We start from the raw sequence: 20,662 nt of genomic DNA on the forward strand, positions 1-20,662 counted from the left end.
CCCGGCATGTTCCGGGCGCTGCGCCGCAGCCGCAACTACCGCCTGTTCACCACCGGGCAGATCGTCTCCAACGTCGGCACCTGGATGCAGAAGGTCGCGCAGGACTGGCTCGTCCTGGAACTGACCCACGGCAGCGGCACGGCCCTCGGCATCACCACCGGCCTGCAGTTCCTGCCCCTGCTGCTGTTCGGGCTCTGGGGCGGGGTGATCGCCGACCGCTACTCCAAGCGCCGCATCCTGATGCTGACGCAGATGGTGATGGGGTCGCTCGCGCTGATCCTCGGCCTGCTGGTCGTCACCGGCAACGCCCAGGTCTGGCACGTCTACGTGCTGGCGTTCGCGCTGGGCATGGCCACCGTCATCGACAACCCGGCCCGCCAGGCGTTCGTGGTCGAGATGGTCGGACGGCGCGACCTGCCCAACGCCGTCGCGCTCAACAGCGCCTCCTTCAACGGGGCCCGCCTGCTCGGCCCGGCCGTGGCGGGCGTGCTGATCGCCCTGCTGGGCACCGGCCCGGTGTTCCTGCTGAACGCCGCGTCCTTCGTCGCCGTCCTGCTCGGCCTGCGCGCGATGCGCGAGGGCGAGCTGGTGCCGTCCGAGAAGGTCAAGCGCGCCAAGGGGCAGATGCGCGAGGGCCTGAGCTACGTACGGGGCCGCCGCGACCTGGTGATCGTGCTGATGCTCGTCGGGATCGTGGCCACGTTCGGGATGAACTTCCAGATCACCGTCGCGCTGGTCGCCCGCGAGGTCTTCCACACCGGCGCGTCCTCGTTCGGGCTGGCCTCCAGCATGCTGGCGGCGGGCGCGCTGACCGGCGCGCTGCTGGCCGCGCGGCGGGCGACCAGGCCCCGGCTGAGCCTGCTGCTGTGGGCCGCGCTGGCCTTCGGCGTCCTGGAGATCATCACCGGGCTGATGCCGACGTACTGGTCGTTCCTGGCGCTGCTGGTCCCCACCGGGATCGCCATGATGACCTTCACCACGGCCGCCAACGCCACCATGCAGCTCAGCGTCGCGCCCGAGATGCGCGGACGGGTCATGGGCCTGTACATGTTCGTCTTCCTCGGGACGAACCCGCTGGGCGCCCCGCTGGTCGGCTGGACGGCCGAGCGGTTCGGCCCGAGGTTCGGCATCGTCCTCGGCGGGGCGATCGCGCTCACCGCGACGCTGGCCGTGGCCGCGGTGGCGGCCCCGCGCGGCTCGCTGCGTCCCACGCTGGCCCGCCTCCTGCGCCGCGAGCCCGCCGAAGGGGCCGGGACGGTCTCGTGACCCGCCGACCGGTGACAACCGGACCACCCTGCTGCCACGCTGGGGACGTGGCACTGTGGACGTTCCCATGAGGCTGTTCGTGGCGCTCGTGCCGCCGCCGGACATCCTGGACGAGCTCGAGGAGTTCGTGACGCCGTTCGCGGCCGACTCCCCGTCCCTGCGGTGGATCTCCCGGGAGCTCCTGCACGTCACGCTGACGTTCCTCGGCGAGCTCGACGAGGTCAAGGTCGACCGCCTGCTGCCCCGGCTCGAACGCGCCGCCGCCCGGCACGAGCGGCTGACGCTCTCGCTGGCGGGCGCGGGCGCCTTCCCCGGCTCCGGCGTCCACGCGCGCGTGCTCTGGACGGGCCTGTACGGCGACCGCCGCGGCCTGGCCCGGCTGGCCGCCTCGACCACCGCCGCCGGACGCCGCGTCGGCACGCCCCCCGACCCTCACCGCACGTTCCGGCCCCATCTCACGCTGGCCCGCAGCCGCCAGCCCGTCGACGTCCGGCCCCTGCTGGAACCCCTGTCGGCCTTCGCGGGCACCCCCTGGACCGCCACCCAGATCCACCTCATGCGCAGCCACCTGCCCGCCAAGGGCCGCACCACGCTCGAATACGAGTCCCTCAAAGCCTGGTCGCTCCGCTAGAGCTCGGGGGGAGGCGGGGCCGGGTGGTCGGCGTCGGGCGGGCCCCAGGGGAGGCCGTGGCGCTCGCAGGCGCGGCGCAGCTCGTCCATGTCGGGTGGGAAGGGCACCTCGTGCAGGACGCGGCACTCGGGGCTCCAGACGACCAGCTTCGGCGTCCCGTCGCCCGAGTCGTCCAGGCCGACGCCGCCGACGCGGCCGCGCTCCAGGTCCCACTCGACCTTGCCGCGCCGGGTGACCACGGCCAGCCCGGCGGACGAGACGCGCAGCTGGTCGCGGTTGCGGTCGTAGCCCCAGTAGCCGCCCAGGCCGATCACCAGCCCGGCGGGCACGGCCCAGCTCGCGGTGACGGCGAACCCGCCCAGGTCGGGGCCGAGCCAGACCGCGCCCAGCAGCGCCACCAGCTCGCACAGCACCATGCTCATGCCGTAGGTGCCCAGGCGGGAGCGGCGGGTGGCGTCCAGGGTCACGCTCGGGGCCGCGGAGCCCGCCGCGGTGGCGAGGCCGTCGGCAGCGCCGGGGGAGGGCGCCGACAGCGCCGAGACCGCCGAGTGGAACGCGGCCGACAGGTAGGCGTCGTACTCCGCGTCGGTGATCGGCAGGCCCTCGCGGCGGGCCGCCTCGCGCAGGTCGGTGCGCGAGATGCGCATGGCCGACAGCGGCGCGGAGAAGAACTCGTCGCCGTCGGAGTCGTACAGGCGCACCCAGGCGTGCCCGGCGATGGTGAGCAGCTCGATCGCGCCCAGCCGGTCTTCGGGCATGCGCAGCACCACGTCGCCGGTGGCGTCGGCCCAGCCGAGCCCGCCCTCGGCCACCACCAGCCGGCCGCCGGGCACCTGGGCGAAGATCTCGGGCAGGCCGTCCAGGCCGTAGTCGGGACGGCGCGGTGGACGCGCCCCCGGCGTGACCACGCGGTACCCGTGGTCGTCGAGCGCGTGGGCGAGCTGGAAGGCGTCCAGCCCGTGCGAGGGCAGCCGGGCGACCAGCCGCAGCCGGTGGTCGAAGGCCAGCACGGACAGGTCGGCGCTCCGGGGCTCGCGGGTGATCGGGTCGAGGCGCAGGCCGGGCCCGACGACCAGTGCCGCCAGCCCGGTGCCGGGCAGCACCCGGGGCTCGCGCGGGAAGGGCCGTCCGCTGACCCGGATGGCCTCGGGGGTGATCGTCCACTTCACCCGGGTGGCGCGGGCCATGCGGCGGCGCGCGGCGAGCACGCCCCCGATCGCGGCCAGGGCCCAGCAACCGGCGGCCAGCCGGGTCTCGAAGCCGTCGGTGCCCGCGACCGCGATGCGGGCGACCATGACCGCCCCCACCGCCCCGCACATCACCCCGAGGATCGCCACCCGCAGACGGCTCGGACGGGGAGCGGGCGTGGCCAGCTCCGTCGCCGCCGCCGGGACGGCCGCGGCGCCCTCCAGCTCGGCCGTGACGGCCCGCGCCGCCTCGGCCGAGGGTGCGGGTTCACCCGGGCCGCCGGACGGCGCGGGCGTGACCTCGGGCGCGCGGGGAGCCTTCACGGCCCGGGGCGGCTCGTGGGCGGCGGCCAGCAGTTCGGCCTCCAGGTCGAGCAGGTTCTGCTCGGCGGCGTGGTCGCGCCAGGTGCTCGCCCCGGCCTCGGGGTCGGCGTCCAGCCCCGGCAGGAGGTCGCCGAGGTCCTGCCCGGCCAGCTCGGCGGAGTCGCCGTCCAGCAGCTGGACGGGGATGCCCAGCCGCCGGGCCGTCACGAACACCGTCAGCGGCTCCAGGCCCATGGACGGCAGCGAGCCCACGGCCGTCCTCCCGAACTTGTGGAAGACGGTGAGCACGCCGTCGTCGGTGGTGATCGCCAGGGCCTCGATGCGGGAGCGCTCGTAGCGCACCAGGCTGCCGCCCGCCGCGCCGACGTGCTCCAGCCCGTCGGACGACAGGCGCCAGTACGGGCGCGCTCGGTGACGTCCGGGGACGACGGCCAGGACCCACGGGAGCGCCGCGACGGAGGCGATCAGCGTCGCCCACAGCCAGACCGGACGGATCGGCGCCAGCGCGAGGGCCACGGCCATCAGCGAGAACGGGCCCGCGGACACCGGCCGCAGGCGGTCGCCCGGACCGTGCAGGCCGACCAGTTCATGCTCCACAGTCCGTATCCTCTCGCGGGACCGGGCGGGGTCGTCTGCTACTTGGCGTGATCCGGTGCCGGACGCACCACTTTCGAGTGTGACGCCGTGATGTGACGTTGTCGCCGGTGACGGCCGTCATGACCGCCTGCGGACGACCGCGTAGCCGATCGCGGCGGCCACGGCGACGCCCGCGATCAATCCGAGGTTGGTCGAGGTCTTGCCCGAGCCGCCCGGATCGTCGTCGTCGCCACCGGACGAGGAGGTCTTCCCGGCCTTGGGCGGCAGCGCGTCCTCGGGCAGCGAGATCCGGTAGACCGGCTGCCCGGAGCCCTCGGACCCGGCCAGGATCGAGCGGCCGTCGGCGGTGAAGGCCACCGACTCGCCCTGCTCCTGGCCCGGGATCGAGACGGGCCCGAGCGACTTGCCCGGACGTCCGTCCTGGTTCACCGAGTACAGGCGGGCGCCGAAGTAGGTGCGGATGACGTAGTTGCGGCCGTCCGGCGAGAAGGCGCCGTCGGTGGCGATGGCCGGGGCGTCGCCGACCTTGCGGAGCTTGTTGACGGTCCCGGTGCGCAGCCGGGCGGGCGCCTCGTACAGGGCGCCGGAGAACAGCTTGCTGGCGATGTAGAGCCGGTTCGTCCGCGGATTGACCATGACGGTCTCGGCGTTGCGCGGGCCGTCCTCGTACTTGAGCCGGAACGCCGTGGCGCGCAGGGTCTGGCTGCGCAGCTGCTTGGGCTCGGGAATCCGGTAGACGGTGATGTAGGGCCAGGCGCCGCCGAGGTTGTCGCCGACGTCGCCCACGTAGATCGCGGGACGTCCCTTGTCGTCGCGGCCGAGGGCCATGCCCTCCCAGTCGCGGGCGCTCGCGCCCGCCAGCGTCAGCACGGCCCTGGTGCGCCCGTCGGGCCCCAGCGCGAAGATCTGCGCAACTCCGCCCGAGTCGTTGTGGGTGTAGGTGACGCCGGGGTGCAGGCGGCTGACCGCCAGCCCGCTGGACTCGGTGATGCGCGGGTCGGCGACCGTGAAGGCCACCTTGCGGTCGGCGGCGGCGGCCGGGGCGGCCGCCAGCGCCGAGAGCGCGAGCGCGGCGAGCAGGGCTCCGGCACGGCAAGGACGCGACGACATGCCCTGATCATCCCCCGATTCGCCCCGAGGACAATCCTGCGGGGCCCCGACGTGATGCCCGCGTGTTCAGCCCAGCGCCGCGCCGATGACCACGGCCAGGATGAGCGCGATCAGCACGGTGGGGAGGAGCCAGCGGGGCGCACGGTTCACGGCTTGAGCTTATTCGCCCGTGCGGGGCGGTCGAACCGGCCGCCCATGATCTGCATCTCATCCAGCATGTGCGGACTTTTCGGGTTGCTGAGATCGCCCGTGGCCGACCGGCCGGACGCGGCGTCGGACGCCCTGGTGGCGCTGGGGATGCTGGCGGAGGAGCGGGGCCGCGACTCGGCGGGCCTGGCGCTGGTCTCGGGCGCCCCGTCCGGGCCCGGATACCAGGACGACCGCCGCTCGGACCTCAACCACGACGGCTGCCGGGTGATCAAGGGACGCGGTCCGTTCTCCGGGATCTGGCGGTCCGATCTGCTCGCCGCCCTGGACGCGGCGCCGGTCGTCCTCGGCCACACCCGCTGGGCCACCCAGGGCACTCCGTACGACCTGGCGAACGCCAGCCCGATGCTGGTGACCGCTCCCGGCACGGGCGTGATCGCCACGCACAACGGCGACGTCGAGGCGGGCGCCCTGCGGGCCGCGTTCGCGCTGCCTCCCGCGCTGGGCACCACCGACAGCGAGCCGATCTTCCAGCTGCTGGCCGGGACCCGGACCCCCGACGACGTGACCGGCGTCCTCACCACCCTGGTCGGACGGGCCGCGCTGGCCTGGGTCGACCGGGCCCGCCCGGGCCGCGTCCACCTGGCCAGGGCCGCCCTGAGCCCGCTCGCCGTGGCGCTGGACACCGACCGCAACCTCTACTGGGCGTCCAACCCGCGCTGGTTCCGCGAGGTCGGCCGCCACACCGGCGTCACCTTCGCCACCGTGGTCATGCTCCGCGAGGGCACCTACCTGCGCCTGGACGCCGGGCCCCGCGTCGCCAAGGCCACCTTCCGCCCCACCGCCCGCGCCATCGACCTCGACCCCCGAGTCTGGACCGGTTTCACCGAGTCCGACATGCGCCTCGACCGCGAGGGCCTCCTGCACGACATCGCCGCCCCCGCACCCGTCCCCGGCCCGAACACCGGCGGCTACGCCACCCTCTCCTGACCTTGCTGGACGCGTGTGCGCCCGCCCTCGCGGGGCGAGGGCGGGCGCATACGGGACGTCAGAGGCGTTCGACGACGTGGTCGATGGAGGCGGTGAGGGCCTCCACGTCGGACGGGTCGATGGCCGGGAACATGCCGATGCGCAGCTGGTTGCGGCCCAGCTTGCGGTAGGGCTCGGTGTCGACGATGCCGTTGGCGCGCAGCACCTTGGCCACGGCGGCGGCGTCGACGCCGTCGGCGAAGTCGACGGTGCCGACCACCTGTGAGCGCTGGGCCGGGTCGGCCACGAACGGCGAGGTGTAGGACGTCTTCTCGGCCCAGGTGTAGAGGCGCTGGGAGGAGTCGGCCGTGCGGGCCGTGGTCCAGGCCAGGCCGCCCTGCGCGTTCATCCACTCGATCTGCTCGGCGAAGAGGATCAGGGTGGCGACGGCGGGCGTGTTGTAGGTCTGGTCCTTGGCCGAGTTGTCGACCACGGTCTTGAGGTTGAAGAACTCGGGCACGTAGCGGTCGGACGCGGCGATCTCGTCGATCCGGGCGAGCGCGGCCGGGGAGGCCAGCGCCGCCCACAGCCCGCCGTCGGCGGCGAAGCACTTCTGCGGCGCGAAGTAGTAGACGTCGGTCTCGCTGACGTCGACGGGCAGGCCGCCCGCGCCGGACGTCGCGTCGACCAGCACGAGGGCCTGGTCGGCCGAGGTGCCCTCGGGCCGGGCGATCGGCATCGCGACGCCGGTCGAGGTCTCGTTGTGGGTCAGCGCGTAGACGTCGATGCCCGCCTCGGCCGACGGCAGCGGGTGCGTGCCCGGGTCGGAGGCGATCACCGACGGGTCGTCCAGCCAGGGAGCGCCCTTGGTGACCTTGGCGAACTTGCTGGAGAACTCGCCGAACGTCACGTGCTGCGACCTGGAGCGGACCAGGCCGAACGCGGCGGCGTCCCAGAAGGCGGTGGTGCCGCCGTTGCTGAGCAGGACCTCGTACCCGTCGGGCAGCGAGAACAGCTGCGACAGGCCCTCGCGGACGCGGCCGACCAGGGACTTGACCGGCTTCTGCCGGTGCGAGGTGCCCAGGTAGGTCGAGCCGGACCCGGCCAGGGCGGCCAGCTGTTCGGGGCGGACCTTGGACGGTCCGCAGCCGAAACGGCCGTCGGCGGGCTTGATGGCGTCGGGAATGGTGATGGCTGGGATGGCGCTGTCGGTCACCCGTCGAGGCTACTTGACCTGGCCCGAAGATCACGGACCCGCCCACATTCCGAGACGGCGCGCCCGCTCAGCGGGATCGGCGCCGCAGCGCCCAGACCCCCAGCGCGGCCAGGGCGAGAAGGCTGATCGCGGCGACCGTCGCGGGCGGATAGAGCCAGGGATCGCCCGCGGAACGGGCGCGCAGGGCCACCATGACGGAGTCGACCGCCAGGAAGGCCAGGAAGACCGCCACGAGGATCGCGGTGATGCGTCCCGAGACGGCGTTGTTGCGTTTGCGGCGCAGTTCGCGCTCGCGTTCGTAGTAGGCGAGCTCCGCGGCGGCGTCGGGCCGGGTGGTGTTCTCCGCACGGCGGGACGCGGCGGGCCCGATGTCCCCCTCCAGCGGCTCGTCGGCCTCGTTGGTCACGGCCCAATCATGGCAAACCGATTCGGTGTGGTGGCGTCCGGGATTGGTTTGTGTCGGTACGTGCGTCAAAGTCCGCAGTGCGAGCGTCAGATCGCACGTCAGAATGCGCGTCAGCGCGCGCATTCGCGTGCGCGTTTCCGATGAGTCGGGGTGGTGCCGCGTGGCGGGCGTTTTCGGGGGTGGCCCGGGGTCGAGCCGGCTGGAAGGTCTGCTCAGCCTGTTCGAGCGGATCCGCGAGCGGCCGACGCGGCGCGCGGGTGACCGGCTCCGGCCCCTGCTGATCACCATCGGCTCCCCGGACGAGACACGCGAGGCCGCGCACGAGTTCGTCGAGCGCTGCATGGCCGACCCCGGCCCCTACACCCACATCTCGGCCGACGGCGCGTCTGCCGGGGACGCCTTCTCCGACCAGGCGCTGCTGCTGCGGCACATGAGCCGCGACCTGTCGGCGCACCGGCGCAGGTTCGAGCCGGGGCTGCGGTTCCCGCTGCTGAGCATGGCCCTGTGGCTGCTGGAGCTGCGCCGGATGCGGCTGGACCAGCAGCGCAACGGGGACGGCCACGCGCCCGCCTCGGCCGCCCAGCAGCAGACCTGGCAACTGGCCGCCGAGCTGCGCAACGCCATCGACGACGCCCAGAGCCGCGCGCTGCTCGGGCGCGGCATCCGGCGCCGCCGCCAGATCGTGGTGCCCGCCGAGCGGCCCGGCCAGCAGGGCCGCTTCGCCTCCGCCCTGTCACATCTGGAGCAGGTCGCGCCGATCGGCGTGGCGACGATCGCGCTGGTCAGCGCGGGCGCCGCCGCGACCCTCGACCTCGCGGCGGCGATCATCGCGGCCGCGATCGGCCTGTCCGTCATCGCCACCCAGGTCGCCACCCGGACGCGCGACTGGGCCGGGCGGCGACGCTACCGCTGGTTCACCTCCGACGAGCAGCGCCACCTGCGCGGTCTGCGCTCCACGGACTTCCTCGGGTTCGCCCTGGACGTGATCTCCCGCCCCGAGGCGGCGCCCGACCGGCCGCTGGACGAACAGCTCGAACGGGTCCTGGTCGCGGCGTTCCTCCAGGACCTGCGGCACTCGTACCGCAGGTCGATCTGGCGGGCGCCGTGGGCCCGCGTCCGGTATCCGGCGGCGGTGTTCGACCAGCTCCCCCCGGGCAGCCCGGGGCGCGCCCAGTGCCGCCTGTTCGCCGAGCGGGTCGAGGAGCTGCGGCGCGACGAGGAGCGCTTCGACCCGCTGGTGATCGTCTTCGCGGTCGGGTCCAGGCCCGAGGCCCGCGAGCTGGCGCTGGCGATCAGGACGCCGCCCGCCGACCAGCCGGTCGCCGACCTGACCGACGTCCGCGAGTCCGAGCACGGCCACGCGTTCTGGAACGCGCACCTGGCCCAGCAGCGGCGGGTCGCGGTGCTGGGGACGCGCCGCGAGTTCCGCGTCGACAGCGGCACCGGGAACGGGTCGTCCACCGAGGAGGTTTACCGGGGACGACGCCGCCCGCTGCTGACCCACCCGTCGGTGCCCTGGATCGTGGCGACCCTGATCCTGGCCGCGTCCGTCGCGGTGATCTCGTTCCAGGCCGTGCGGTACTGCGCGGCGTTCTCGGTCTGGCGCGCGGGCAACGGCGAGTGCGTCGGCATCACCGACGGGTCCTACGCCTACACCGGGCGCCTGCGCGCGGCGGAGCGGCGCATCAAGCGGCTCAACGACGAGGTGACCGGCTCGGGCAAGCCGTACGTGACGCTGGTGTACCTGGGGCCGATGACGACCGATCCCGAGACCAAGAACCCGGTGGCCGACCTGATGGCGGGCGTCCACGGCGAGCTGATCGGCCTGTCGATCGCGCAGCAGCGGCACAACGCCGCCAGCGGGCAGCCGCTGCTGCGGATCCTGCTCGCCAACACCGGGTCCAGGTTCAGGTACGCCGCCGAGGTCGCCGCCCGGATCAGGGAGCGGGCCGCCGAGGACCGCACGATCGTCGCCGTCGCGGGGTTCGGCCACAGCCGCCGCCAGACCGGCGAGGCCATCGACGAGCTGGCCAAGTCGGCCATGCCGATGATCGGGACGACCAACACCTACGACGGCACGGGACGGCGCAAGGGCGGCTTCTCCCCGTACTACTTCCGCCTGGCGCCGCCCAACAGCCGCTTGGCCGACCATGCCGCGTTCTGGGCGAAGAACGGCCTGACGGGGCCGAGGGCGAAGACCGCGGATGTGTTCTACGACGCGGATAAGGACGACTTCTACAGCAAGAATCTCGCTGAGGACTTCGCCAGATCCTTCGGTAAGGACAGAGTCCGCATGCTCCCGTATGCCGATCCAAGCCAGGTGCCCAGCCGGGTTCAGGAGGCGTGCGTGCGGCCGTCGGAGATGTTCTACTACGCGGGCCGCTCGGACGAGTTCCGGTCGTTCATCAACCGGCTGGCCACCACCTCGTGCGGGGGACGCCGGGTGGTCGTGGCGGGCGACGAGGTCACCAAGTACGTCAGCGACAACGGGCCCGAGATCGGCCGGACGAGCTCGATCCGGCTGTTCTACTCCCCGATCGCGGCGCGCGAGGCGTGGACGGAGCGCTGGGCCGGCAGGCAGCCGGTCCCGGTGTTCTACGGAGACTTCGACGTGGTCGTGGGGGAGATCTACGGGAAGGGCTCGGCGGTGCGGACGCGTCCGTCCAGGACGCACGCGGCCATCGGCTACGACGCCGCCGTCACGGTCATCAGCGTGGCCGAGCGGATCTACGGGGAGCAGGGACGGGCGCTGCCGACGGCCGCCGCGATCCTGTCGGAGCTGACCGAGCCGCGCCCGGGCGCGCTCGACCAGGGCGCGTCCGGCCTGCTGCGGTTCGGGTCGCGCACGCGCGGCCACCAGATCGACGACAAGCCGGTGCTGCTCGCCGAGGTGCTGCCGGACGGGCGCCACTCCATCGTCGCGGTGTGCGGGCCGCTGGTCCGCGCGGAGGGCGGTCCGCGCGCGCCCGTGCCCTGTCCGGGCCGGTGAGGCTTCGGGACCGGTCCCGAAACTTTTTCACCGGAGGCGGCGTCTAAACGGCGACAAGAACGCATCTCGGGGGCCGAACAGGAGAGGATCCGATGGCGGCCGACGGAGACGGAGTCCTGAGCGAGGGCAGGATGCGCGGTCTGCTCGATCTGTTCGAGCGCCTGCGCGAGCGCCCCACCTTGAGACAGCGCGACCGTCTGAGACCCCTCCTGCTCCTGCTGGGGCCGGGCAACCGGACCCGGGCCGTCGCCGACGCGTTCAAGAAGCGCTGCGAGGACGAGTGGGCCCCCGTCTCCCACTTCGCCGCCGACACCGTCACGACCGACACCGCCAGCGTGCTGCGCGAGGCCAAGCGGGAACTCTCAAAACGCAGCAGTTCTCCCCGCTGGGAGCCGTCGATGCGGTTCCCGCTGCTGGAGATGGCGCTGTGGCTGCGCGACCTGCGGGAGATCCGGATCCAGGGCGATCCGGTGCTGCCCGCCAACGCCTCGGCCGCCGAACGCGAGAACCACCGCCTCGTCTACGACCTCACCCACTCGCCCGTCTGCGACAGCGAGGAAGCGCGCCGCCAAGCGCTGCGCAGGGTGATCCGCAAGCGCGGCCGGGACGTCCTGCGCGACCTCGAAGACACCCGGCGCGGACGCGGCGCCACCTTCATGGGCTTCCTGGAGCAGATCGTCCCCATCGGGGTGGCCGTCGTGGCGCTGGTCAGCGCCGGGGCGGCCGCCGCGATCGACCTCCTGGCGGCGGGGCTGGCGGCGGCGTTCGGCCTGGCGTTCGTGGCGACGCAGTTCCTGATCCGCACGCGCGGCAAGTTCGCCGACGTCCGGTTCGCTTGGTTTCGTCGTCAGCCGTACCTCAACAGCGGCTCCACCGACTTCCTCAGCTTCGCGCTCGGGGTGTTCGACCCCCGGCCCCTGGAACCCGGCGACCAGGCCGAGCAGCTCGACCTCCTGCTGGTCGCCGCGTTCCTGGAGGACCTGCGCCGCAACTACCGGCGCGACTACCGCCGCGCCGCCTGGGCCCGCGTCCGCTACCCGGTACTGATCTTCGAGCACCTCACGCCCGGCCATCCCGGCGTCGCGTTCCTGGAGACCGTGGAACGGGTCAGGGCCAGGATGCAGTCCGAGCCGGGGCGGCACCGCATCGACCCGCTGGTGATCGTCGCCGGGGTCGACCCGACGGCGCCGTCCGACCCCGATCCGCTGGTCCCGTCCGGCCAGCGCCTTCTGGACCGCGTCACCCGGGCGATGCGCGCCGACCCCCTCTCGGGGGAGCCCGCGGACGTCGTCGCGGCCGGCCGGCTCTGGTCTCACTACCGGCGCGATCAGCGGTTCGCCGAGGCGCTCGGCTCCCGGCGCGATCTGCGGGTGGACGTCACCCGCGACCCGGGCGGGGACCTTCCGCCGGTGACTCCGCCGCGGGGGCGTCCCTGGCTCACCCACCCGGTCCTGCCCTGGGTGGCCATGGTCGCGGTCACCGTCGCCTCGGTCGCGCTCATCGTCGTCCCGACCCTGGGGTACTGCTCCCCGGACCAGATCAGGCGGACCGGCGACGGGGAGTGCGTCGGGATCACCGACGGGGCGTTCCACTTCGGCGAGAGCTCGGCGGGCGAGAACAACGACAACCGGCTCTCACCGGTGCTGCGGCGCATCAAGAAACAGAACGACGAGGTCAAGAAGTCGGGGAAGGTCCACGTCACCGTCGTGTACCTCGGCCCGGTGACGGCCGACCCGCAGATCAAGAACCACCAGATCGACCTGCTCGCCGGAGCCCAGGGCGAGCTGATGGGCCTGGCGATCGCGCAGCAGCGCTTCAACGACGCCACCCAGAACCTGCGGCTGCGGATCCTGGTCGCCAACGCGGGCGCCAAGTTCCGCTACGCCGAGCAGGTCGCCGAGCAGATCCGCGAGCGCGCGCTGGAAGACCGCTCCATCGTCGCGGTGGTCGGGTTCGAGCAGAGCAAGGTGCAGACCCAGCAGGCGATCAAGGTGCTGACCAAGTCGGCGCTGCCGATGGTCGGGACGGCCAACAGCTACGGCCGCACCGCCATGCTCGACCGGGGCGGCTTCTCGCCCTATTACTTCCGGCTCGCGCCGCCCAACAGCAGGCTCGCCCGGCACGCGGCCTTCTGGGCGCGCAACGGCGAGGTCGGCGGCCGCAAGGCCCGCACCGCCGAGGTGATCTACTCCGCCGACCCGGACGACCTGTACAGCCAGGACCTCGCGCACGAGTTCAGGAAGGCGTTCGGTGCGGGCAACGTGCGCATGTGGCCCTACCAGGACCCCGGCGAAGTCACCCAGGCGGCCGAGAAAGCGTGCCGCGACCCCAAGGACCTGTTCTATTACGGGGGACGGTCGGACGAATTCCGCACGTTCGTCAACGCGCTCGACCACGCCTGCGGCGGGCGTCCGGTGGTGCTGGCCGACGACGAGATCGCCAAGTACGTCACCGACAACGCCGCCGAGATCGGGCGCAAGGGCACCTACGAGCTCTACTTCACGCCGCTGGCCGCCCGCGAGGCCTGGACCGGGCGCTGGATCGGCAAGGACCAGGCGCCGCAGACCTTCTACTCCGACTACGACCGGGTGGTCCAGGAGTCCGGCCAGAACGAGCTGCCGGGCCAGCGTCCCTCGGTCACCCGCGCGGCGGTCAGCTACGACGCCGCGACGATGATCGCCAAGCTGGCGGACGCGATCTACTACCAGCAGAAGGCCGAGCCGACCCCCGGAGCGGTCTTCGCCGCCCTCAACGACCCGGAACGCGACGTCCTGCCCCGCGGGGCCAGCGGCGTCATCCGCTTCGGCCCCCGCTCGACCGGGCACCAGGTCCCCGACAAACCCGTCATGCTCGCCACCGTCCGTCCCGACGGCAGGATCGAGGTCAGCCAGGTCTGCGGCCGCCTCGTCCCGTCCGGCCAGGGCAAAGCACGGTGCCCATGAAATCCCGGCCCACCTACGCTCGCCTAGCGGCTGTGTTCACTGAAACCCCGGCCCACCTACGCTCGCCTAGCGGCTCGCTACGGTGACCGTGATTTTGCGATTGCTGCATCGCTTCGCGATCTCGCTGGAGAAGCTTCGCCTTCGGCTCGCTTCTCCGCTCATTAACGCAATCGCGCGCGGGGCTGGGGTTGTTGCGCGCGCCGCTCCGCGTCCGGGAAGCATGAAGGCCCCCGGCGTGTGCCGGGGGCCTCTAGCGCTGGCGGGGGCGGGATTTCCGGCTTGTCAGCCGGCGTTGCGCTTGAGGGCCTCCGCTGCTCCGGCGACCGACTCCAGGGAGCGGGTGCCGGGACCGACGTACTTGGCGCTCGGCCGGACCAGGCGCCCGGTGCGCTTCTGCTCCAGGATGTGGGCGGCCCAGCCCGCGGTGCGCCCGCAGGTGAACATCGCCGGCATCATCGCGGTCGGGACCTCGGCGAAGTCGAGGATGACCGCGGCCCAGAACTCCACGTTGGTCTCGATCGGACGGTCCGGACGGCGCTCGCGCAGCTCGGCCAGCGCGGCGTCCTCCAGGGCCTTGGCGGCCTCGAAGCGGGGGGCGTCCAGCTCCTTGGCGGTGCGGCGCAGCACGCGCGCGCGGGGGTCTTCGGCGCGGTAGACGCGGTGGCCGAAGCCCATCAGGCGCTCGCCGCCGTCCAGGATGTCGGTGACGACCTTGCGGGCGTCGCCGAGCTGCTCCACGCGCTCGATCATCGGCAGCACCCGGGCCGGGGCGCCGCCGTGGAGCGGTCCGGACATGGCGCCGATCGCGCCGGAGATGCTGGCCGCCACGTCCGCGCCGGTGGAGGCGATGACGCGGGCGGTGAAGGTGGAGGCGTTCATGCCGTGCTCGGCCGCGGAGACCCAGTAGGCGTCGATGGCCCTGACGTGCCGGGGGTCGGGCTCGCCGCGCCAGCGGACCATGAACCGCTCGGTGATCGTCCGGGACTCGTCGATGCGGTTCTGCGGGACCATCGGGTTCCCGACGCCGCGGGCCGACTGGGCCACGAACGACAGGGCCGTCGCGGACACGCGCGCCAGGTCGGCGCGGGCCTGCTCGTCGGTGATGTCGAGCAGGGGACGCATCCCGTAGGCCGGTGCCAGGGTGGGGAGCGCGCTCTGCACGTCGACCCGGACGTCGCCGGAGGTCACCGGCAGCAGGTGCGGCTCGGCCGGGGCCAGGCCGGGGTCGAGGCTGTCGTCGACGAGAAGGCCCCAGGCGTCACCGAAGGAGACGCGGCCGACGAGCTCCTCGATGTCGACGCCCCGGTACCGGAGGGAGCCGCCCTCCTTATCCGGTTCGGCGATCTCGGTCTCGAAGGCTACGACCCCCTCGAGACCGGGTTTGAAGTCGGACATGTCGTCCTGCCTTTCGTCCCCATAAGTGATAAGGCGGTGCCGTGCCATTGAACCCTGTCTGTCCTACTAGGGAGTACCCAGGTCCCCGTGAGATGCACTAAGGCCAGGTGAGAGGGTAGTTCGCCGTGGAACAACCAGCGCCCGATCCGGCACGGCTCAGGAGATCCTACGAGGTCGGCAGTCTGACCGAGTCCGGGCTGCCCGCCGACCCCCTCGCGCTGTTCACCGGCTGGTTCGCCGACGCGGCCGCCTCGGAACTGCTGCCCGAGCCCAACGCGATGATCCTCGCCACCGCTTCGGATCGGGCCGTGCCCAGCGCCAGAACCGTCCTTCTCAAGGGTTACGGACCGCCCGGATTCCGGTTCTTCACCAACCTCACGTCCCGCAAAGGGCAGGACCTGGCCGCCAATCCCCGTGCCGCCCTGGTGTTCCCCTGGCACCCCGTGCACCGGCAGGTCATCGTGTCCGGCCCCGTCGTCCCCCTGACCCGCGAGGAGTCGGCGGCCTACTTCGGGACGCGCCCCTACGGCTCCCGGCTCGGCGCCTGGGCCAGCGAGCACCAGTCGGCGGTCATCGACGGGCGCGAGGAACTGGAGGCCCGGTACGCCGAGCTGGCCGAACGGTGGCCGGACCACCCGGGGGACGGGCATGCCGTTCCGCTGCCCGAGTTCTGGGGCGGCTTCCGGGTCGTCCCCGAGACGATCGAGTTCTGGCAGGGACGGCCCGACCGCCTGCACGACCGGCTGCGCTACGTCCGTCCGGTCAGCCCCGAGGGGGAGCCGGATGTCGACGCCGGATGGACGGTGGACAGACTGAGTCCGTGACGGACGGACAGCAGCGAACACCCCAGGACACTCCTGACACCGGAGAAGGCGGCGCGGAGGACGCGCCGCGCTCGGCGCTGTGGCGACGCGTCGCCATCGACACGCGCCCCCTGGGAAACCGCGCCTTCCGGCGTCTGTGGACGGGCCAGGGCGTCTCGTTCATCGGCTTCCAGGTCACCGCCGTCGCCGTGCCCGTCCAGGTCTACGACATGACCCGCTCGTCCTTCTGGGTCGGGGTCCTCGGCTTCGTCAACCTCGTCCCGCTGATCGTCTTCGGGCTGTGGGGCGGCGCCGTGGCCGATCACATGGACCGCCGCAAGCTGCTGTTCCTCTCCTCCTGCGTCACCTGGGTCTCGACCCTGTTCCTGCTGGTCCAAGCCCTGCTCGGGGTGAACTCGCTCTGGCTGATCATGGCGATCGTGGCGATCCAGTCCAGCGGCTTCGCGATCGCCTCGCCCACCCGCAGCGCGATCGTCCCCCGGCTGTTCGACAAATCGATGGTGGCCTCGGCCAACACCCTCAACTTCACCGTCAGCCAGATCGGCATGCTGGCGGGCCCGCTGCTGGCCGGGCTGATCCTGGCGCGCTGGAACTACTCGGCCGCCTACGCGCTGGACGCCGTCCTGTTCACCGTCGGCCTCTATGCCGCGCTGCGGCTGCCGCCCATCCCGCCCCTCGGGGACGTCACCGGCACGCCCGGGCTCCGCTCGGTCTTCGAGGGGCTGCGCTTTCTCGGGACCCAGCCCGTCCTGCTGATGTCGTTCGTCGTCGACATCATCGCGATGGGCGTCGCGATGCCCCGCGCCCTGTTCCCCGAACTGGGCGACACGCGGTTCGGGGGAGAGAGCGCCGTCGGGTGGCTGTTCGCCTCGATCGCCATCGGATCGGTCATCGGCGGGCTGATGTCCGGCTGGATCGGCCGGGTGCACCGGCAGGGCGTCGCCCTGATCGTGTGCATCGCCGTCTGGGGGCTGGCCGTGGCCGCCGCCGGGCTCTCCCATTCCCTCTGGCTCGCCGTGGTGCTGCTGGCCGTCGGCGGCGCCGCCGACCTGGTGTCGGCCGTGTTCCGGCAGACCATGCTCCAGACCTACGCGCCGGACGAGATGCGCGGCCGCCTCCAGGGCGTCTTCACCGTCGTGGTGGCGGGCGGGCCCCGGCTGGGGGACGTCCGGGCCGGGGCCACGGCGGCGGCCGCGGGGGCCACGGCGTCCTGGGTCGGCGGCGGGATCGCCTGCGCCGTCCTGGTGGTGATCGTCGGTTTCGCCGTCCCCGCGTTCCGCCGCTATGACACGCGCACGGCCGAACACGTCCGGCCCGCCCCGTGAACTGCTAGAACGGCGGGGACCCAAGGGCGGGAAGATCCCTCGCGCCCGCGGTGTTATGCGTTGTTCATCGCTCCATCTAAATATTCGGGCGCCCGTTTCGCGGGTGCGTGACGAAGTAGACTCGGAGCACAAGATCTGGAGGGAGCTGTGACCTCACACGGCCTGATCGATACCACGGAGATGTATCTCCGGACGGTGTTCGAGCTCGAAGAGGAGGGGATCATCCCTCTCCGCGCGCGCATCGCCGAGCGGCTCTCGCAGAGCGGCCCGACGGTGAGCCAGACGGTGGCGCGGATGGAGCGCGACGGGCTCCTGCGGGTCGAGGGTGATCGGCACCTCGAACTGACCGAGACCGGCCGCGGTCTGGCCACCCGAGTCATGCGCAAGCACCGGCTGGCCGAATGCCTGCTGGTGAACGTCATCGGCCTCCCCTGGGAGGACGTCCACATCGAGGCGTGCCGCTGGGAGCACGTCATGTCCGAAGAGGTCGAGCGGCGCCTGGTGGCCCTGCTCGACAATCCGACCGCCTGCCCGCACGGCAATCCGATCCCCGCGCTGGACGAACTCGGAGGCCACGCCGACCTCGCCGAGGCCGCTCCGCTGGCGGTGATGACCGATGTCGCGACGCCCGCCGGCACCAAGGTCGTGATCCGCAGGATCAGCGAGCAGGTGCAGGGCGACAGCGACCTCATGCTTAAACTCAAGCAAATCGGGATACAACCGGGGCGAGAGGCGACTCTCCGGACAGGCGACGACGGGGTGCGGGTGACGTGTGACGACCAGGCCGACGGTCCGGCGAACGAGCTGGCGCGCGACATCGCCGAGCACGTCTTCGTCAGCCGGGTCTGACCCCATAACGGGGCGGGCTTCAGCGGTCTATACCGAAGATCTCCACACGGACGTGTCGTTCGGGCGTATCCCGGCGCCGGTTTCGTCGTTCAATACGGAGAAGGTGCGCGCGACCGCCGGGCGACGGAATCCACCGGGCCCGGCGCCGCGCGCGCGAGATTCGGGGTTCGGCGCGTCGACTTGGGTTATCGGGATGGGCACATGAAGCGTTGGGGGGACTCGCCGTTCGACGCGCTCCTGCCGCCTGAGACCGTTCTCAACCAGGTGGAGATGGCGGTCATCGTCTGCGACCGCTTCAGCAACGTCATCTACGGCAACAGCTTCGCCAGGCAGCTGTTCGGCTTCGGCGGCGACGACGTCATCGGCCACTCGATCCTGTCCCTGGGCATCGCCGAGGAAGACCACGAGCAGGCCACCGAGCTGGCCAGGCACGTCCTCAAGGGCGGCGTCTGGGAGGGCACGTTCTGCAACCAGCGCGCCGACGGCACCACCGTCTACACGCGCGCGCACGCCGTCCCGCTGCGCCACCCGTCCGGCGCGGTCGACGGCATCGTGATCTTCGCCCGCGAGGCGCTCCGCTCCAACCAGCGCGAGCAGGACCGCTACGGCCTGCTGGAGCGCATCGGCGAGCGCCTGGCCGGGTCGCTGGAGCTGGAGACCACGCTGCGGCGGGTCAGCGAGATCCTCGTCCCGCAGTTCGCCGACCACTGCATCATCGACCTGTTCAGCGGCGACCGGCTCTACCGGCGCGTGGCCAGGCACGCCGGCGGGTGGGAGCCGCCGCCCGGCACCTGGGCCGAGATCGGCGAGCCGGTCCACTACCCGCCCGACCACTTCAACTCCAAGGCGATGAGCCGCCGCGACGCCGTCCTGGTCGAGGACATGCTCACGCACCGCTTCCACGCGCCCAGCGAGGCCAGCCAGCGCCTCGGCGACGCCATCGGCATCACCTCGGTGATCTCGGCGCCGCTGCTGGTGCGCGGCGAGCTGCTCGGCGTGATGAGCATGGCGCTGTCCAACATCAGCAAGCGTCCCGACCCGCACTACGACGGCTTCGACCGCGACCTGCTCGGCGCCATCGCCAGCCGCGTCGCCCTGGCCATCGACAACGCGCTGCTCTTCGAGGAGGAGCGCGAGACCGCGCTGGCCTTCCAGAAGCACCTGCTGCCCGGCGACCGCCCGCCCCGGCTGGACGGCCTGCAGATCGCCTGGCGCTACGAGCCCGCCCGTCCGCTGGAGTCGCACGGCCACGGCATCCAGACCCAGGTCGGCGGCGACTGGTACGACGTGATCCCGCTGTCGGCGGGCCGCGTCGGCGTCGTCATCGGCGACGTCGAGGGCCGGGGCGCCCGCGCCGCCGCCGTCATGGGCCAGCTCCGCGCCGCCCTGCGCGCCTTCGCCCAGGACGACAAGTCGCCCGGCGACATCCTGCGCAAGCTCGACGAATGGGTGCGCACGATGACCCGTCCCGAGCGGATGCGCTCGGGCTGGAACAGCGACGACCTGGTCCGTCCGCCGCTGGTCTCCTGCACCTACTTCGTCTACGACGCCTGGTCGCGCGTCCTGGAGTTCGCCAACGCGGGCCACGACCCGCCCCTGCTCGTCGTCGACGGCGACGTCTCCGAGCTCACCTTCGAGAGCGAGGGCGCCATGCTCGGCGTCCGCGCCCCCGGCATGGGCGGCGAGATCCTGTTCAACGAGGAGACCGCCGAGCTCAAGCCCGGCTCCACCCTCGTCCTCTACACCGACGGCCTGATCGACCGCCGTCCCAAGGAGAACGGCGAGTACTACTCCCGCGAGGAGGCCCGCGAGCTGGTCCGCGCCGCCGTCGCCGAGGTGGGCCGCCGCGACGTCGAGACGATCGCCGAGGCCGCCTACGACGCCGTCCAGGGTGACATCGACGACGACGTCGCCATCGTGGTGATCCGCACCTCGCCCGAGGAGCTCGCGGTCGCCGAGCGCACCTTCCCCGCCGAGCCCATCATGGTCTCCGAGGCCCGCCGGATGGCCGCCGACGCCTTCGCGTCCTGGGAGATGCTCGACGAGCAGGCCGAGCTCGCCTGCCTGCTGGTCTCCGAGGTCGTCACCAACGTCGTCCTGCACGCCACCGCGACGCCGGCGCCCCGCCGCGAACTCGTCCTGGACGGCGGCCCGCCCCTCGTCCAGTTCAACGAGGACGACTGGAACCTCGGCCCCGACTTCGACACCCCCGCCGAGGTCGCCCTGGGCCGCCGCGAGTCGCCCATCAAGGAGTTCCGCCTCCGCCTGCGCCGCGGCGCCGACGCCATCTGGGTCGAGGTCTTCGACGCCGACATGCGCCTGCCCCGGATCCGCAGCGCCGGCGAGACCGACGAGGGCGGCCGCGGCCTCTACCTCGTCGACCAGCTCGCCAGCCGCTGGGGCGCCCGCCCCACCTCCGCGGGCAAGGCCGTCTGGTTCGAACTCCCCCTTACCCCCGGCACCTGACCCGCGCACGGGGAGAACG

General features: G+C 72.5%; 14 protein-coding genes. 9 read left to right on the forward strand and 5 right to left on the reverse strand.

Going from position 1 to position 20,662, the window contains the following annotated elements; all coding sequences use genetic code 11:
• The first annotated feature begins 6 nt into the window (after positions 1-6).
• A complete protein-coding gene (locus ACQPY4_RS05555) occupies positions 7-1,266 on the forward strand; it encodes an MFS transporter (protein ID WP_433333096.1) in 1,260 nt (419 codons plus the stop codon).
• A gap of 67 nt (positions 1,267-1,333) precedes the next feature.
• Entirely contained in the window at positions 1,334-1,897 is a 564-nt protein-coding gene (gene thpR, locus ACQPY4_RS05560) for an RNA 2',3'-cyclic phosphodiesterase (protein WP_433333098.1), read from the forward strand.
• On the opposite strand, the gene ACQPY4_RS05565 is transcribed toward thpR, so the two are convergent.
• Both ACQPY4_RS05565 and ACQPY4_RS05570 read right to left on the reverse strand, forming a co-directional pair.
• Positions 1,894-4,005: a hypothetical protein gene (locus ACQPY4_RS05565; protein ID WP_433333100.1), complete on the reverse strand. Its 2,112-nt coding sequence runs from the start codon at positions 4,003-4,005 to the stop codon at positions 1,894-1,896. The two genes, thpR and ACQPY4_RS05565, sit on opposite strands and share 4 nt — an antisense overlap.
• A 117-nt stretch (positions 4,006-4,122) precedes the next feature.
• On the reverse strand, positions 4,123-5,115 hold the full coding sequence (locus ACQPY4_RS05570) for a hypothetical protein (RefSeq protein WP_433333102.1): 993 nt from the start codon (positions 5,113-5,115) through the stop codon (positions 4,123-4,125).
• Positions 5,116-5,310: 195 nt separating this feature from the next.
• On the opposite strand from ACQPY4_RS05570, the gene ACQPY4_RS05575 reads away from it, so the two are divergent.
• Positions 5,311-6,252: a class II glutamine amidotransferase gene (locus ACQPY4_RS05575; RefSeq protein ID WP_433333104.1), complete on the forward strand. Its 942-nt coding sequence runs from the start codon at positions 5,311-5,313 to the stop codon at positions 6,250-6,252.
• A gap of 58 nt (positions 6,253-6,310) precedes the next feature.
• Here the strand turns inward: ACQPY4_RS05575 and serC are convergent, their stop codons facing one another.
• Together serC and ACQPY4_RS05585 are read right to left on the reverse strand one after the other, a co-directional pair.
• Complete coding sequence (gene serC / locus ACQPY4_RS05580; RefSeq protein ID WP_433338814.1) at positions 6,311-7,432, reverse strand: phosphoserine transaminase; 1,122 nt, start codon at positions 7,430-7,432, stop codon at positions 6,311-6,313.
• Positions 7,433-7,514: 82 nt separating this feature from the next.
• Positions 7,515-7,853 (reverse strand): hypothetical protein, encoded by a 339-nt coding sequence (locus ACQPY4_RS05585; protein WP_433333106.1) that lies wholly within the window; start codon positions 7,851-7,853, stop codon positions 7,515-7,517.
• Between the two features lie 160 nt (positions 7,854-8,013).
• Between ACQPY4_RS05585 and ACQPY4_RS05590 the strand changes: the two genes are divergently transcribed.
• Positions 8,014-10,842, forward strand: coding sequence for a hypothetical protein (locus ACQPY4_RS05590; protein WP_433333108.1), 2,829 nt, complete (start codon positions 8,014-8,016; stop codon positions 10,840-10,842).
• 92 nt (positions 10,843-10,934) lie between these two features.
• A complete protein-coding gene (locus ACQPY4_RS05595; RefSeq protein WP_433333110.1) occupies positions 10,935-13,784 on the forward strand; it encodes a hypothetical protein in 2,850 nt (949 codons plus the stop codon).
• Between the two features lie 282 nt (positions 13,785-14,066).
• On the opposite strand, the gene ACQPY4_RS05600 is transcribed toward ACQPY4_RS05595, so the two are convergent.
• Entirely contained in the window at positions 14,067-15,179 is a 1,113-nt protein-coding gene (locus ACQPY4_RS05600) for a citrate synthase 2 (protein ID WP_433333112.1), read from the reverse strand.
• 125 nt (positions 15,180-15,304) lie between these two features.
• On the opposite strand from ACQPY4_RS05600, the gene pdxH reads away from it, so the two are divergent.
• The 4 genes from pdxH (at position 15,305) to ACQPY4_RS05620 (ending at position 20,643) form a co-directional block, all read left to right on the forward strand.
• Positions 15,305-16,003, forward strand: coding sequence for a pyridoxamine 5'-phosphate oxidase (gene pdxH, locus ACQPY4_RS05605; protein ID WP_433333114.1), 699 nt, complete (start codon positions 15,305-15,307; stop codon positions 16,001-16,003).
• Positions 16,000-17,328, forward strand: a complete 1,329-nt coding sequence (locus ACQPY4_RS05610; RefSeq protein ID WP_433333116.1) for an MFS transporter — start codon at positions 16,000-16,002, stop codon at positions 17,326-17,328. Before pdxH ends, ACQPY4_RS05610 begins: the two co-directional genes overlap by 4 nt.
• A 147-nt stretch (positions 17,329-17,475) precedes the next feature.
• Positions 17,476-18,177: a metal-dependent transcriptional regulator gene (locus ACQPY4_RS05615; RefSeq protein WP_433333118.1), complete on the forward strand. Its 702-nt coding sequence runs from the start codon at positions 17,476-17,478 to the stop codon at positions 18,175-18,177.
• A gap of 201 nt (positions 18,178-18,378) precedes the next feature.
• Positions 18,379-20,643, forward strand: coding sequence for a SpoIIE family protein phosphatase (locus tag ACQPY4_RS05620; protein WP_433333120.1), 2,265 nt, complete (start codon positions 18,379-18,381; stop codon positions 20,641-20,643).
• The last annotated feature ends 19 nt before the right edge of the window (positions 20,644-20,662 follow it).

It is taken from the genome of Spirillospora sp. CA-294931 (assembly GCF_050946795.1).
In the GTDB taxonomy this organism is placed as follows: Bacteria; Actinomycetota; Actinomycetes; order Streptosporangiales; family Streptosporangiaceae; genus Spirillospora.